Here is a 14,728-nt window from a genome sequence, read left to right as displayed (position 1 = left end):
CCGTCAGGCTAGGACTGATTGACTTTCTTTAAAATTGAATAATAGTGAGTAACTTGTTCTGTTATGGAGAAAGCTTGTGGAATTCAGCCAACTGCGGATTTTTCAGGCGGTGGCCGAGGAAGGCTCGATCACCCGCGCCGCCGAACGCCTGCACCGGGTGCCGTCGAATCTGTCGACGCGGCTCAAACAGCTGGAAGAGCAACTCGGCGTCGAGCTGTTTGTTCGTGAGCGCCAGCGCTTGCAACTGTCGCCTGCGGGCAAGGTTCTGCTGGACTACACCGGCAAGTTGTTTGCCTTGCGTGACCAGGCCAGTGCGGCAGTGATGGGCGGGCAGCCGGCGGGGGATTTTGTTCTCGGCACCATGTACAGCACGGCGGCGATTCATCTGCCGGCATTGCTGGCGCGTTATCACAAGGCTTATCCGGCAGTGAATCTGCAGGTGCAGTCGGCGCCCAGTGGCGAGTTGCTCGAAGGTCTGTTGACCGGGCGTCTTGATGCGGCGCTGGTTGATGGCCCGCTGGAGTTGGCCGGCCTCGATGGGGTGCCGTTGTGCGAGGAGCGGCTGGTGCTGATCACGGAAATTGACCATCCGCCGGTCCGCAGCGCCCGCGATGTCGAAGGGCGTTCGGTGTTCACCTTTCGCCGCGGCTGCTCCTACCGCATGCGCCTGGAGGCGTGGTTTGCGCACGACCACGCGGCGATGGGCCGGGCCATGGAAATCGAGTCGTATCAGGGCATGCTCGCCTGCGTGATTGCCGGCAGTGGTGTGGCACTGATGTCGGAATCGATGCTCGCCAGTCTGCCGGGCCGTGACAGTGTTGCGGTGCATCCGCTGGCCGAGCCATTCGTGGGTGCGACAACGTGGCTCATGTGGCGTAAAGGCATGGTCGGGGCCAACTTGAACGCCTGGGTGGAAGTGCAGCAGGCGGTCTATCCTGCGGCTCAGATCGACACCCGCGAAACCGCCTGAACCAATGTCGGCGAATTCTGTTCAATTCAGTAACAGATCATTGCGGATTTGGCCGAGCATTGCGTAGGACTTCGGACTATTATCAGTGCGAAGCGGCCTCAGAATTCCGGCCGCTCAGCACCACCCTGAAGGGGGCATGACGATGAAAGAGAAAATTCAGAACTGGCTACACGACTTGGGTGTTGCCCTCGGCTTGATCGAACCGCCTCTGCAACCTGTACCGATCCGCACGGACGACGAACAGCGTCGGCGCCAGCCTCGTCGGCGGTAGTGCATTAATAAAAGATCAAAAGATCGCAGCCTTCGGCAGCTCCTACACGGATCAATGTAGGAGCTGCCGAAGGCTGCGATCTTTTGCTTTCAGTGCCGGCCAATCTCAAGCAAAAACCGGCTCAAGTCATTCGCGGTCTTCGCGGTCTTGAGCATGCGGTCTTCTTCTGCGGTGAACGCCGTCAGTCCGAATTCATCTTCCAGATGAAAGATCAGATCCTCGATATCGGCTTTCTCCAGGCCCAATTGCACCAGGCTGGTGTGGTCATTGAATTCGCGGTTTTCCAGCAGACGCCGAATAAACCGGTGCACGGCGGCACGCACGGCAGCTCTTCTCATGGCAGATCTTTCTAATAGTTATTCTGCTTGATTGAAGCAGGCCTCACGCGTGCCCGCGCAACCATTCGTCAATCATCGAACGCAAACGCTCCCCGGCAAAACTGCCGAAATGCCCGCCATGCACGGTGCGGATCGGCAACGCCTGCAAACGTCGCAGACTGGCGGCGTAATCCTGCAGATTGGAATGGTAGGCGTCTTCGATCAGCGGCCCGTCGTAAATGATGTCGCCACTGAACAGCGTTTCAGTCGCGGCCTCATACAAGCTGATCCCGCCCGGCGAATGCCCCGGTGTGTGCAGCACCTGCAGCGTGCGATTGCCCAGATCGAGCACATCGCCGTCCTCGACAAACCCGGTGGCCGGCGCGGCTTTGACCCGGTATTCGGCGTAACACAACGGGCAATCCGGGTGCGCTTCGAACATGTCGTCGCCGACAAAGGCTCGGCTCAGATCATTCTCGCCATCCGGCGCGGCGAGGATGTCGGCTTCGGCGCGATGCACCAGCCGTTCAGCAAATTCATGATGCCCGGCGATATGGTCGAAATGGCAATGACTGGCCACCGCCACCAGTGGCCGCTCGGTAATCCACGGCAACTGCTCGCGCAGGCTGACCAGCCCTGAGCCGCTATCGAGCAACAGGTCTTTGTCGCGGCCCTGCACATGCCACAGGTTGCAGCGATAGAACGGCCGAATATACGGCTCATGGATCAGCCGAATGCCATCGCTCAAGTGCTGCACTTCAAACCACTGATCGCGCGAAACGATCTTCATATTCACTTTTCTCCAGACGAAAAAAACGGGTGTGGCAACCGACGCCACACCCGTCGAAGAAAGCATCAAGTCGTTACATCAAGCTTAGATCGCGCTCGCCACGGTTGCCGGGCGAGGGGAGACCAGGCTGACCACCACGAAACTGATCAGACCCACAGCCAGGCTGTAGTAGATCGGCGTGTTCGCGTCCAGACCGTCCTTGAACATGAACAGCAGCGCGGTGGCAAAACCCAGACCCATGCTGGCGATGGCGCCGGCAGTGGTCGCGCGTTTCCAGAAGATCGCACCGATCAGCGGGATCAGCATGCCGCCCACCAACAGGTTATAGGCGAGGGTCAGCGCGCTGATGACATCGTTCACTACCAACGCGATGCCTAGCACGACCATACCGGTCAGCAAGGTGAACAGGCGGTTGATCGCCAGGCTCGACTGTTTGCCGCCGCGCAGTTTCGGCAGCAGGTCTTCGGTGATGGTGGTGGCAGCGGCGAGCAGGCCGGCGCTGGCGGTGGACATCATCGCAGCGAGTGCCGCAGCGATCACCAGACCCCGGATGCCGTCTGGCAGCGACAGTTTGACGATGGCGGCGAAGGCGTTGTTGACGTTGTCCAGATCCGGGATCAGCACGTGAGCGGCCATGCCGATCAGCGCGCAGGCGAGGCCGTAGACGATGCAGTAGATGCCCGCGATGCTGCCGGCGTATTGCGCGACTTTCGCGGTCTTGACGGTGAACACCCGTTGCCAGATGTCCTGACCGATCAGGATGCCGAAGAAGTAGATCATGAAGTAGGTGATGATCGTGTCCCAGCCGATGGTGGTGAAGCTGAAAGCAGTGGCCGGCAGTTTCAGCACCAGTTCGTCCCAGCCGCCAACGCGGTACAGGCAGATCGGCAACAGGATGAACATCAGGCCCACGGTCTTGATGATGAACTGGACGATGTCGGTGAGGGTCAGCGACCACATGCCGCCGATCGCCGAGTAGATCACCACGACGCCACCACCGACGAGTACCGAAACCCAGAATGGCAGGTCAAACAGCACTTGCAGGACGGTGCCGATCGCCAGGATCGAGGTCACGCCGATCATCAGTGCGTAGGCCAGCATGATCGCCGCGCTCGCCGAGCGGGCCATCGGGTTGTAGCGTTTTTCGAGGACCTGGGTAACGGTGTAGATCTTCAGTTTCAGCAGCGGTTTGGCGAGGAACAGGTTCAGCGCGACGATGCCGCAACCGAGTGCCGCGCACAGCCAGAAACCGGAAATGCCGTGCACGTAGCCCAGACGCACGGTGCCGACGGTCGACGCACCACCGAGTACGGTCGCGGCCATGGTGCCCATGTACAGGCTTGGGCCGAGGTTACGCCCGGCGACGAGAAAGTCCTCGTTGGTCTTGGCTTTGCGCATGCCGAAGTAGCCGAGCAAGAGCATGCCGGCGGCGTAGATGAGGACGACGAATAAATCCAAAGCCATGATGGCGTGTCTCCGATTGTCTTTTTTATGTTGAGGCCAAAATCATTTCCCTTGTAGGCCTTCGCCTGCTCGCGATAGCGGTCTTTCAGTCACATCGATGTTGGATGTGCTGCAGTCATCGCGAGCAGGCTCACTCCTACAGGGTTTTGTGTTTAATCAGGCGGCTTGGCGCAGTTCAGGTTTTTCTATGACTTGGCTGCGCTCATCCTTCGGGCCGAACACCTCGCGCGGTTCCGGGAACAGGCTCAGCAGCGTCAGGTACACCACCGAGGCCAGGCCGAGGGTCACCGGCAAGCTGATGTCGATGCCGCCGGCCATTTCACCCAGCGGGCCAACGAACTGCCCCGGTAAATTGACGAAGCACAAGCCAACCGCCGCGCTTGGGATCCATGCACCCAGGCCACGCCAGTTCCAGCCGTGGCTGAACCAGTAGCGTCCGCCCTGTTCGCCGCGCGTGAAGACTTGCAGGTCATCCGGGCAATAGAAGCCGCGACGCACCAACAGGCCGATGATCATGATCACCATCCATGGCGTGGTGCAGGTGATGATCAGCACGGCGAAGGTCGACACGCTTTGCACCAGGTTCGCCGCAAAGCGCCCGATGAAGATGAAGGCAATCGACAGCACGCCGATCAGCAGCGTCGCTTTCACTCGCGAGAGAACACGCGGGAACACGCTGGACATGTCCAGCCCGGTGCCATACAGCGAGGTGGTGCCGGTGGACATGCCGCCGATCACCGCAATCAGGCACACCGGCAGGAAGAACCAGCTCGGCGACACCGCGAGCAAACCACCGACATAGTTGTTCGCCGCGATGTAGTCCGGCGCCTTGATCGCGACGATGGTCGCGGTGGTCAGGCCGAACAGGAACGGGATGAACGTGGCGATCTGCGACAGCACCACCGCCGCCATGATGCGTTGCTTGGACGTTTCACGCGGGATGTAGCGCGACCAGTCGCCGAGGAACGCGCCGAAGGAAATCGGGTTGCTCATTGCCACCAGGGCAGCGCCGATGAACGCCGCCCAGAAGCCCGGCTGGCCGAGGCTGACGGTGCCGGCGTAATGCGCGTCGAAAGGACCGGCGAAAGCGAAGATGCCCAGCAGGAATAACAGGCTGGCGCTCCACACCGCGATCTTGTTCACCCACAGCAAAAAGCGGAAGCCGTAGATGCACACGGTCAGCACCAGAATCGCGAACAGACCGTAGGCCAGGCCCAAAGTCAGGTCGGTTTCCGGCAAACCAATCAGGCGTTTCGCACCACCGATCAGCGCATCCCCCGAACTCCACACCGAGAGCGAGAAAAACGCGATAGCGGTCAACAGCGACAGGAACGAACCGACGATGCGCCCGTGCACGCCGAAATGCGCACCGGACGACACGGCATTGTTGGTGCCATTGAGCGGGCCGAACAGGCCCATCGGTGCGAGGATCAGCGAGCCGAGCAGCACGCCCAGCACAATCGCCCAGACGCCGGCCTGAAACGACAGACCGAACAGCACCGGGAAACTGCCGAGCACGGCGGTGGCAAAGGTATTCGAACCACCGAAGATCATCCGGAACAAGTCCGTCGGGCCTGCGCTGCGTTCGTGGTCCGGGATCTGTTCGACCCCGTGGGTTTCAATCTGCGTAAGGCTTTGGTCGTTGTTGTTGTTATTCATGATCTGCTCCGATCATAAAGGCGCGCTCATCGTGCGTGAGCGTCACCTGTCTTGGCTAAGGGGATGGCAGCCCTTCCGGCATTGCGGACAAATGTTCGTGGCAGGCCAGCCAATGGCCTTGTTGTTCTAGGCTCGACGTTTGTTTCTTGAAAACAATCGTCTCGCGCTCCTGGCTGAAGTGTTGCTCCCCTTGCATGCGCAGCTCGGTGGCCACGTCATGGATGAAAATCGCCACGTCACCTTGCAGGCTGACGAAGGCGTTGCTCGAGGTGCACGCAAGCACCTCGAAGCCATCCTCGGCGCGCCAGCTGTCCCACAAGGCCTGATAGGCATCGCGCGACAGCAGCGGCTGTTCGAGGGTGTAGAAGACGAAACTTGCATCGGCGCTGAAGGCGCCGAAGTAAGCTTCGCGATCGTTACGGGCGAAGGCGGCCACCAGCTCGGCGGCCGCTTGCAAAACCTGATCACGTTCGTTCATGACCCGACCCTCAGCGATGGACCACGCCAGGCAGTACGCAGAGCATTTCGTACAGCAGGTTGGCGGCCAGCAGCGAGGTGTTGCCGGTGGTGTCGTAAGCGGGCGAGACTTCTACCAGATCGCAACCGATCAGGTCGAGGCCTTGGCAGCCACGGACGATTTCAATTGCCTGAATGGTCGTCAGACCACCGATTTCCGGGGTGCCGGTGCCAGGTGCCCAGGCCGGGTCGATGCCGTCGATGTCGAAGCTCAGATACACCGGACCGCCGCCGACTTTTTCGCGCACTTCGGCCATCAGCGGTGCCAGCGACTTGTGCCAGCACTCTTCGGCCTGAACCACGCGGAAGCCCTGATCGCGGCTCCAGTTGAAGTCGTCAGCGGTGTAACCCTGGGCGCGCAGACCGATCTGCACGACACGGTCGCAATCGAGCAGACCTTCTTCGACGGCGCGACGGAAGGTGGTGCCGTGGGCGATCTTCTCGCCGAACATGTGATCGTTGACGTCAGCGTGGGCATCGATGTGCACCAGACCGACCTTGCCGTGCTTTTTATGAATCGCGCGCAGGATCGGCAGGGTGATGGTGTGGTCGCCACCCAGGGTCATCGGGATCACGTTGTGCTCGAGGATGTTGTCGTAGGCTTCTTCGATGATGCGCACGGCGTCGAGCAGGTTGAAGGTGTTGATCGCCACGTCACCGATGTCGGCCACGGCCAGCGAATCGAACGGCGCAGCGCCGGTGGCCATGTTGTAAGGGCGGATCATCACCGATTCGGTGCGGATATCGCGTGGCCCGAAGCGGGTGCCGGGGCGCAGTGAAGTACCGATGTCCAGTGGCACGCCAACAAAGGCAGCGTCCAGGCCGGCAGCGGTCGGTACATGGGGGAGTCGGAGCATGGTGGCGATGCCGCCGAAGCGCGGCATTTCGTTGCCGCCCAGTGGTTGGTGAAGAATCTTGTCCACGGGTAAGGCCTCATCGTCTTTGTTTTATTTATGTCGGCGCGCCGTTCAGCACAGGTTCGGACGCCGCTGTGGGGCCGATGATGCGAAATGTAGTGCGGGGAAAGAATCGCTACGGGCAAAAACTTAGTTCAGATTTTTCTAAACTAATGCCAGACTTCCACACCTGCTCGTTCCCATGCTCCGCGTGGGAATGCATCTACGGACGCTCCGCGTCCAGCCGTACTCGCAGGTGACGCAGAGCGTCACGGGCTGCATTCCCACGCAGAGCGTGGGAACGATCCTTGGAGTAGACATGGCCAACGCTTTACCCGACCTGAAACTTTTGCGCATCTTCGTCAGCGTCGTGCGTCATCAGGGTTTTGCCAATGCGCAGCAGGAACTCAACCTGTCGACCTCGGCGATCAGCACTTACATGAGCCAGCTCGAAGCCGCGCTCGGCCTGGTGCTGTGCCATCGCGGGCGCGGCGGGTTCAGCCTGACCAGCAAGGGCGAACTGTTCCATCAGGAAACCTTGCGCCTGCTCGCCGAACTCGAAGGTTTCGAGCAATACGCCGCTGCGCTCAAGGGCGAATTGCGCGGCACGCTCAATCTCGGCGTGATCGACTCCACGGTCAGCGACAAGGCCCTGCCATTCGCCGAAGCCATCGGCGCCTACAGTCAGGAACACCCGGCGGTGCATTTGCATTTGTCGGTGATGAGCCCGTATGAACTGCAATTGGGCGTGCAGGACAACCGCCTCGACCTGGCCATCGGTGCGTTCTCCACGCGCATGAGCGGCCTGGTCTACATGCCGCTGTACCGCGAACAACACTGGTTGTACTGCAGCAGCCGCCATCCGTTATTCAACGAGCGGCGTATCCCCGAGCAAGTCATCACCCAGCAACGCATGGTCGGACGTGGTTACTGGAGTCAGGCGGAACTGGCCCGGCACGGTTTCAAACACAGCGCCGCGACCGTAGAAAGTATGGAGGCGCAGCTGATTCTGGTGCTGTCCGGCGCCTACATCGGTTACTTGCCGGAGCACTATGCTCAGGCCTGGGCCGACAAGGGTGATTTGCGGGTTTTGCTGCCGGCGACCTTTGGTTATCAGGCACCGTTCTCGATGATCATGCGCCGGGGCCGCAGCCGTGAGCCGCTGATCCAGACCTTCCGCGATTTGCTCAAAGCACAGCTCAATCAGGCTTAGCTTGTAGGAACAAGAAGTATGTCCAGACCTCAATGCCCGCGCTGCCTGCGCCCACAAACCCATTGTCTGTGTCCGCTGATCCCGAGCCTCGACAGCCGCACGCGGGTGTTGCTGTTGCAGCATCCGAGCGAGGTCAATCATGCGTTGAATACCGCGCGGCTGGCGGCGTTGGGGTTGAGCAATGCCGAGCTGGTCGTTGGCGAGGTGTTCGAGGATTTGCCGACGCTGTTGAATCGGCCGGGGTATCGGGCGCGGTTGTTGTTTCCCGCCGATGATGCGCAGCCGATGCAGGCTTACGCCGAGTCGGATGAGCCGTTGTTGCTGGTGGTGCCTGATGGAACGTGGCGTAAAGCGCGCAAGATGCTGCACCTCAATCCACTGCTGGCGGCGTTGCCACGGGTGACGCTGGCCGAGGGCGGCGTGTCGCGCTATCGCTTGCGCAAGGCACCGGGGCCGGGGGCGTTGTCGACGATTGAAGCGATTGTGCAGGCGTTGCAGACGCTGGAGGCGCCGAGGTCATTCGAGCCGTTGCTCAAGCCGTTCGAGGCGTTGATCGAGGGGCAGATTGCGGCGATGGGGGAGGAGACCTTCCAGCGTAATCATGCTGAAAAATAGTCGCTGTTATTGCTGGCCCCATCGCTGGCAAGCCAGCTCCCACAGGTTCTGAGGTGTTCATAGGTTTTGTGGCCGACACGGACACTGTGGGAGCTGGCTTGCCAGCGATGACGCCAGTCAATTCACCACAAAATCCGGATATCTCTAGCGTTCGCGCATCGCCTCGGTCCGCGCTTTCAGCACCGGTTTGAGCAGGTAATCCAGCACGCTTTTCTCGCCGGTAATAATGTCCACCGTTGCCACCATCCCCGGGATGATCAGCAACGGTTTTACATCCCCGCCCAAATGGTTTTTATCGGTGCGCACCTGAATCAGGTAAAAACTGTTGCCCTTGTCATCAGTGATCGTGTCAGCCCCGATCAACTCAAGTTTGGCGCTCAGCCCGCCGTAAATCGTGTAGTCATAAGCACTGAACTTGACCATGGCTTTCTGCCCCGGATGCAGGAACGCGACATCCTGCGGGCGCACCTTGGCCTCGATCAGCAAGTTATCTTCCAGCGGTACGATTTCGACCATGTCACTGCCCGGCTGGACCACGCCGCCGATGGTGTTGACCTTCAATTGCTTGATCACCCCATGCACCGGTGAGGTCACGGTGGTGCGGGTGACGCGGTCGTCAATGGCGATGCTGGTGGCGGTGATTTTTGACAGGTCGGTGCGTTTCTCATTCAGTTCTTTCGCCGCTTCCGAGCGGAAGGTTTGCTCCGACTCGTCGATCTTGCTGCGGATCTCGGCAATCGCTGATTCGGCGCGGGGAATCGCCAGCGTTGTCGCGTTCAATGAGCCTCGGATTTCTACCGCACTGCGCTTGAGCCGGAGGATTTCAACCGGTGACACTGCACCGGTTTTCACCAGCGGTTCGGACATGTTCATTTCCTGCTGCAGCAACGCCAGGCTCGAGCTGAACTGACCTTGCTTGGAGCGAAACTCCGCGAGTTCCTGGGTCTTCTGCCGCAGTTGTTCGCTGAGGGTGCGTTGCTCGCTGGCCAAGCGGCGCTGGCGTTGTTCGTACAGCGAGCGCTCGTCTTCGGCGACTTGCGGCGCCTTGGCGATCACTTCATCGGAGAGCTTGAACGGCCGACCCTCGGCCTCCGCTGACAGCCGTTCGACCTGTGCCGTCAACGCATAACGATCGGCTTCGCTTTCGCCCTTGTTCGAGCGAAAGCGCGTGTCATCCAGGCGCAGCAGCGTATCGCCCTTGTTCACCATCTGACCTTCGCGCACGAAAATTTCAGTGACGATGCCGCCCTCAAGGTTCTGGATCACCTGAATCTTGCTCGACGGAATCGCCTTGCCTTCGCCCATGGTCACTTCTTCGAGCACGGCGAACTTGGCCCAGACCAGCGCGCTGATCAGCAACCCTGCCGCCAGCCACACGGTGATCCGCGACCAGCGCGGCGAATCCTGCAACGAGGCGCCGGCGGTTTCCGGCATGAACTCGGCTTCGGCACTTTTGCCGAAACTGTCGAAGTAGCCGCGTGATTTGCTATCTGAAGATGACGACATGGGGCGATACCCCTCAGTTAAGAAACATCAAACTGGATGACCCATCAGTGGCCAGAGAACTTCCCCTTGGCCACAGAACCTCCCTGTGCCCAGAGAGCTTCCGGTGTTCAGAGAACTTCCTTGGTAACCACAGAAAATTCCTGTGGCCAAAAAGCTTCCGGTGTTCAGAGAACTTCTCTGGTGACCACAGAAAATTCCTGAGGCCAAAAAGCGTTCCTGTGGTGAGGGGATTTATCCCCGATGGGTTGCGCAGCAGCCCCAAAAAACTCATGGGCGCTGCGCACCCAATCGGGGATAAATCCCCTCGCCACAGGTTTTGTGCAAACCACAGGTTTTGTGTAAGGCACAGGTTTTGTGCAAACCACAGGTTTTGTGTAGGCACAGGTTTTTGTGCAGGGCACTTTTTTGTGAAAGCCATAAATTGTGGGTCAGCATCTACACCGCCGCCGAGCCGACGCGGCCCTTGCGCAGTGCATCGATGACCGCTTCTTTCGGGCCGTCGGCGACGACCCGGCCGTTGTCCAGTACCAGCAGCCGGTCCACCAGGCTCAGCATCGAGGTGCGGTGCGTGACCAGCAGCAGGGTTTTGCCCTGGACCCATTCGTGCAGCTTCTGCCGCAGTTGGTCTTCGCTGCTGTTGTCCATGGCGCTGGTGGGTTCGTCGAGCAGCATGATCGGCGGATCGAGCAACAAGGATCGTGCGAGCAACACCGCCTGACGCTGGCCGCCGGAGAGCAATTGCCCGCGCTCGCCAACCGGCCGGTCGAAGCCTTGTGGATGCTGGCGGGCAAGCTCGGTGACGCCGGTCAGTTCGGCCACTTCAAGCATCCGTGAATCGCTGATGTAGCGAGCACCGAGCGTGAGGTTGTCACGCAGGCTGCCGGCCAGCAGCGGCAGGTCATGGGCGACGTAACCGATCTGCTGGCGCAGGTCGGCGACGTCCAGTTGGCGCAGGTCGAGGCCGTCGAGCAGCAACTGGCCTTCTTCCGGTTCATAGAAGCCCATCACCAGCCGCGCCAGGGTACTTTTGCCCGAACCGCTGCGACCAATGATGCCGACCCGTTCACCGGGTTTCAGGCTGAAACTGACATTGCTCAGCGCCGGCGCATTCTGCCCGTTGTAATGGAACGTCACGCCACTGACGTCCAGCGCGCCTTGCAGTTGCGTGCGTTCCAGCGGCCGCTGTTTGCCGTCGCGCTCCTGCGGCAACGACATCAGCGCGTCGGTGCTTTTCATGGTCAGTTGTGCTTGCTGATATCGGGTGATCAGCCCGGCGATCTGCCCCAGCGGCGCAAGCACGCGGCTGCCGAGCATGTAACTGGCGACCAGCGCACCGACGCTGAGGTTGCCGGCGATGATGCTGTAGACCCCGGCAACAATCGTCGCCATCCCCGAGAATTGCTGAATGAACAACGTGCCGTTGGTGGCCAGCGCCGACAAGTTACGCGCATGGCTGTCGAGGCGGGTGAGGGCGCCGTGGGTGCTTTCCCATTTGTGCTGGCGCTCGCTTTCGGCGCTGCAGGCCTTGAGGGTTTCCAGGCCACCGAGGGTTTCGATCAGCACCGCCTGACGTTCGGCACCGAGGCTCAGGCTTTTCTGCACGGTGTCGCGCAGGCGCACCTGGATCACCAGGGCGAAGATGATGGTGATCGGAAACGCCAGCAGCGGAATCACCACCAGCCAGCCTCCAAGCAATCCGATCACCACCAGCATCAACACCACGAAGGGCAGGTCGATCAGGCTGGTCAAGGTGACGGCGGTGAGAAATTCGCGCAGTCCCTGGAAGTCATGAATGCTCTGGGCGAAACCGCCGATGGTCGCCGGCCGCGCCTTCATCGACATGCCGGTGATGCGCTCGAACAGCGTCGCGGAAAGGATCACATCGGTTTTCTTGCCGGCGGTGTCGAGCAAGTGCGCGCGCACCACCCGCAGCACCAGTTCGAAACCGGTGCCGATCAGCAGCCCGATCGACAGCACCCACAGGGTCGACGTCGCCTGGTTCGGCACCACGCGGTCATACGTCTGCATGACGAACAGCGGCACCATCAGACCCAACAGGTTGATCAGGAAACTGGCGAGGATCGCGTCGCTGTACAGCCATTTCGACAGCTTCAATGTGTCGCGAAACCACGCGTGCACACGCGGCACCAGCGGTGAACGGAGGTCTTCGAGTTCGTGGCGCGGGCGGGCGAACAACGCCTGGCCGCTGTAGTGTTCAGTGAGTTCTTCACGGCTGACCCATTGCTCGCCGCCATCGGCTTCGCTGGGCAGGATCAGCGCTTTGCCGTCGTCGCCGAAACGCCGCAACACAGCGGTGCGGCCGTCGTTGAGCAACAACAGGATCGGCAGGTTGAGCGGCGAGATGTCTTTCAGATCACGGCGCAGAATGCGCGCCTGCAACCCGGCCCGGGCGGCGGCGCGCGGCAGCAGGTCCAGGCTCAGGCGTTGTTTGTTCAGCGGTAGCCCGGCACTCAGGCTGGCACGGCTGACCGTCGCGCCATGCAGTTTGCAGAGGATCAACAGACCGTCGAGTAACGGATCATCGAAGCTCAGCCGCGGATCGATCCCGGTGTGGCCGGGTTCCATGCTGGTCATATTGATCGCCTCTGTTGAACGGGCTCAGGTAGATCGTTCCCACGCTCTGCGTGGAAATGCCTCTAGGGACGCTCTGCGTCCAGTGACGCGGAGCGTCACGGGCTGCGTTCCCACGCAGAGCGTGGGAACGATCAAGATCGCTACTTCAGTTCGGGCAGGCGGGCTTCGTTTTTGACTTCGCTGGACGCGATCGCATCGGCCGGCAGCACCACCCGTTGTTTGCTCAGCAACTGGCCCATGTTCGCCAGCACGCGGTACATCGAATATTCCTCGGTGTAGCGGATTTCGGTGTAGCGACGGTTGGCGTTGTACAGCTCGTTTTCACTGTCGAGCAAGTCGAGCAGGGTGCGTTGGCCAAGGCCGAACTGATCCTGATAGGCGGCGCGTACACGCTTGGTGGTTTCGGCGTATTCGCGGGCGGTCGGGGTCTGTTTCTTCGCGTTGACCATGGCGTTCCAGGCCAGACGAATGTTCTCGTTGAGCTGACGCAGGGCGTTGTTGCGGATGTCCATCGCCTGATTGATCTGGTGCGCATCGGAGGCCAGGCGCGCCTTGTCGCTGCCGCCTCGGAACAGGTTGTAGTTCATCACCACACCCACGCGCCATTCGTTGTCGTGGCCTTCATCGCCTTGCACGTTATTGTTCGCACCGACCGCTGCTTCGGCATCGAAGCGCGGGTAGAACGGTGATTTGGCGACTTCGTACTGGCTCTCCGCCGATTGCACGTCAGCCTGGGCGGACTTCAGGTACGGGTTGTTGTCGACCATGCTCTGTTGCGCTTCACGCAATTCGGTCGGCAGTTCGCCGCGGGTCGAGGCTGGCGTTTCCAGCTCGTCGGGCATGCGTCCGACCACGCTGTAGAAGTTGGCTTCGGCGTCAGACAGGTCGACTTCGGCGGTGTCGAGGTTGTTCTGCGCCAGCGCTTTACGGGCGACCGATTGATCGGAGTCGGCGGTGCTGCCAACACCTCGCTCGGTGCGCAGGCCGATCTGGTCGTTGACGCGCAAGTGCGCCTGCAGGTTGTTGCGGGCCAGGGTCACCAGTTCGCGACGTTTGAGCACTTCGAGGTAGACCTCGATGGTGCGCAGGGCCAGATCCTGGGCAGTGCCTTGCGCGTAGTACGCGCGTGAGTTCGACACGCCTTTGGTGCGCTCGACCTCATTGGCGGTGTTGAAACCGTCGAACAGCATCTGCCGCAGGCGCAGCTCGGACTGGGTGTAATTGAGAATTCGCGTGTCGTGATTGCCGAAGGCGCGGGTGTTGGTGTTGTCGCTGTAGCCGCGACCGTACGCGGCGTTCAAATCGACGGACGGATAGAAGCCGCCCTTGGCGACTTTGACTTGTTCATCTGCCGACAGGCGGGCGTCCACGCGCGAGGCCAGTTCCGGGTGGGTGGCGATGGTGCTTTGGATCGCCTCGGTGAGGTTCATCGCCTGGGCTTGAGAAGTGCAAGCCATGGCCAGCAAAACCGCGCTGCAGAGGGGGGTTAGAACGCGCATGGGTGCATCTCCCTGAGTCCTGATGGTGTGTTACTGTCGCCAAATATTTGACGATATTTTTAGGTCTAAGCGTTTCACTCTTGTAACAACAGAGCTAAGAACATCCTAGAGCGTAGCTAAGAAAAATTTTTCATAAGGCTTATGCCGAAAAAAACTTATGCGCTTTGTAAAATCCGGCACATTGTTCAGCACGAAAGCCTTTGTTTTATGCGCTTTAGGGAGCTCAAAAAGGCTTGAGGAAAGTTCCACTCACTTTGCGACATACGGCGAAGTACTGCTGAAGGGGAGGGACGCGTAGCGGCTGATGAGCGACAGATTTTTGTCACTCGGGTGATTCACCGCCGTTACGTAGCGTTAGTGGGCGGGCTGTTTGAAACGGGCGGTGCAAGTGCTTGATAGCGCTTGGATTTCTCTTCA

At 60.2% G+C, this 14,728-nt stretch carries 13 protein-coding genes; 4 read left to right on the top strand and 9 right to left on the bottom strand.

Annotated elements, in window-relative coordinates:
- The first annotated feature begins 76 nt into the window (after positions 1-76).
- Positions 77-970, top strand: a complete 894-nt coding sequence (gene ptrR / locus ACZZ0B_RS18485) for a putrescine utilization regulator PtrR (RefSeq protein ID WP_008086231.1) — start codon at positions 77-79, stop codon at positions 968-970.
- 142 nt (positions 971-1,112) lie between these two features.
- Positions 1,113-1,241, top strand: a complete 129-nt coding sequence (locus ACZZ0B_RS18480; RefSeq protein WP_003184145.1) for a PA1414 family protein — start codon at positions 1,113-1,115, stop codon at positions 1,239-1,241.
- An 89-nt stretch (positions 1,242-1,330) separates the two neighbouring features.
- Here the strand turns inward: ACZZ0B_RS18480 and ACZZ0B_RS18475 are convergent, their stop codons facing one another.
- From ACZZ0B_RS18475 to speB, 6 genes are all read right to left on the bottom strand, one after another.
- Positions 1,331-1,579, bottom strand: coding sequence for a hypothetical protein (locus ACZZ0B_RS18475; RefSeq protein WP_008086233.1), 249 nt, complete (start codon positions 1,577-1,579; stop codon positions 1,331-1,333).
- Between the two features lie 43 nt (positions 1,580-1,622).
- On the bottom strand, positions 1,623-2,348 hold the full coding sequence (locus tag ACZZ0B_RS18470) for an MBL fold metallo-hydrolase (RefSeq protein WP_440096276.1): 726 nt from the start codon (positions 2,346-2,348) through the stop codon (positions 1,623-1,625).
- An 84-nt stretch (positions 2,349-2,432) separates the two neighbouring features.
- Complete coding sequence (locus ACZZ0B_RS18465; RefSeq protein WP_463545940.1) at positions 2,433-3,812, bottom strand: sodium:solute symporter family protein; 1,380 nt, start codon at positions 3,810-3,812, stop codon at positions 2,433-2,435.
- 156 nt (positions 3,813-3,968) lie between these two features.
- Positions 3,969-5,471, bottom strand: coding sequence for a purine-cytosine permease family protein (locus ACZZ0B_RS18460; RefSeq protein ID WP_463545939.1), 1,503 nt, complete (start codon positions 5,469-5,471; stop codon positions 3,969-3,971).
- 55 nt (positions 5,472-5,526) lie between these two features.
- Positions 5,527-5,949, bottom strand: a complete 423-nt coding sequence (locus ACZZ0B_RS18455; protein ID WP_463545938.1) for a YybH family protein — start codon at positions 5,947-5,949, stop codon at positions 5,527-5,529.
- 10 nt (positions 5,950-5,959) lie between these two features.
- A complete protein-coding gene (gene speB, locus ACZZ0B_RS18450; protein WP_008086245.1) occupies positions 5,960-6,910 on the bottom strand; it encodes an agmatinase in 951 nt (316 codons plus the stop codon).
- Between the two features lie 292 nt (positions 6,911-7,202).
- Here speB and ACZZ0B_RS18445 point away from each other — a divergent pair, with 292 nt between their 5' ends.
- Both ACZZ0B_RS18445 and ACZZ0B_RS18440 read left to right on the top strand, forming a co-directional pair.
- Positions 7,203-8,096 carry a LysR family transcriptional regulator gene (locus ACZZ0B_RS18445; protein WP_007956593.1) on the top strand — a complete coding sequence of 298 codons (894 nt, stop codon included), beginning with the start codon at positions 7,203-7,205 and terminating at the stop codon, positions 8,094-8,096.
- 18 nt (positions 8,097-8,114) lie between these two features.
- Entirely contained in the window at positions 8,115-8,711 is a 597-nt protein-coding gene (locus ACZZ0B_RS18440; RefSeq protein ID WP_463545937.1) for a tRNA-uridine aminocarboxypropyltransferase, read from the top strand.
- Between the two features lie 144 nt (positions 8,712-8,855).
- Here the strand turns inward: ACZZ0B_RS18440 and ACZZ0B_RS18435 are convergent, their stop codons facing one another.
- From ACZZ0B_RS18435 to ACZZ0B_RS18425, 3 genes are all read right to left on the bottom strand, one after another.
- Positions 8,856-10,217 (bottom strand): HlyD family type I secretion periplasmic adaptor subunit, encoded by a 1,362-nt coding sequence (locus ACZZ0B_RS18435; protein ID WP_463545936.1) that lies wholly within the window; start codon positions 10,215-10,217, stop codon positions 8,856-8,858.
- A 435-nt stretch (positions 10,218-10,652) separates the two neighbouring features.
- On the bottom strand, positions 10,653-12,812 hold the full coding sequence (locus tag ACZZ0B_RS18430; protein ID WP_440096271.1) for a type I secretion system permease/ATPase: 2,160 nt from the start codon (positions 12,810-12,812) through the stop codon (positions 10,653-10,655).
- Positions 12,813-12,952: 140 nt separating this feature from the next.
- On the bottom strand, positions 12,953-14,311 hold the full coding sequence (locus tag ACZZ0B_RS18425) for a TolC family outer membrane protein (RefSeq protein WP_158836250.1): 1,359 nt from the start codon (positions 14,309-14,311) through the stop codon (positions 12,953-12,955).
- Between the last annotated feature and the right edge of the window lie 417 nt (positions 14,312-14,728).

This window comes from Pseudomonas sp. AC247 (assembly GCF_979258015.1).
This window is presented reverse-complemented; position numbering and strand designations above follow the sequence as displayed.

Bases quoted from the DNA above. Each gene is read 5' to 3' on its own strand.
- ACZZ0B_RS18480 (WP_003184145.1), top strand. From the start codon at position 1,113: ATGAAAGAGAAAATTCAGAACTGGCTACACGACTTGGGTGTTGCCCTC.
- ACZZ0B_RS18475 (WP_008086233.1), bottom strand. From the start codon at position 1,579: ATGAGAAGAGCTGCCGTGCGTGCCGCCGTGCACCGGTTTATTCGGCGT.
- ACZZ0B_RS18470 (WP_440096276.1), bottom strand. From the start codon at position 2,348: ATGAAGATCGTTTCGCGCGATCAGTGGTTTGAAGTGCAGCACTTGAGC.
- ACZZ0B_RS18465 (WP_463545940.1), bottom strand. From the start codon at position 3,812: ATGGCTTTGGATTTATTCGTCGTCCTCATCTACGCCGCCGGCATGCTC.
- ACZZ0B_RS18460 (WP_463545939.1), bottom strand. From the start codon at position 5,471: ATGAATAACAACAACAACGACCAAAGCCTTACGCAGATTGAAACCCAC.
- ACZZ0B_RS18455 (WP_463545938.1), bottom strand. From the start codon at position 5,949: ATGAACGAACGTGATCAGGTTTTGCAAGCGGCCGCCGAGCTGGTGGCC.
- ACZZ0B_RS18445 (WP_007956593.1), top strand. From the start codon at position 7,203: ATGGCCAACGCTTTACCCGACCTGAAACTTTTGCGCATCTTCGTCAGC.
- ACZZ0B_RS18440 (WP_463545937.1), top strand. From the start codon at position 8,115: ATGTCCAGACCTCAATGCCCGCGCTGCCTGCGCCCACAAACCCATTGT.
- ACZZ0B_RS18435 (WP_463545936.1), bottom strand. From the start codon at position 10,217: ATGTCGTCATCTTCAGATAGCAAATCACGCGGCTACTTCGACAGTTTC.
- ACZZ0B_RS18430 (WP_440096271.1), bottom strand. From the start codon at position 12,812: ATGACCAGCATGGAACCCGGCCACACCGGGATCGATCCGCGGCTGAGC.
- ACZZ0B_RS18425 (WP_158836250.1), bottom strand. From the start codon at position 14,311: ATGCGCGTTCTAACCCCCCTCTGCAGCGCGGTTTTGCTGGCCATGGCT.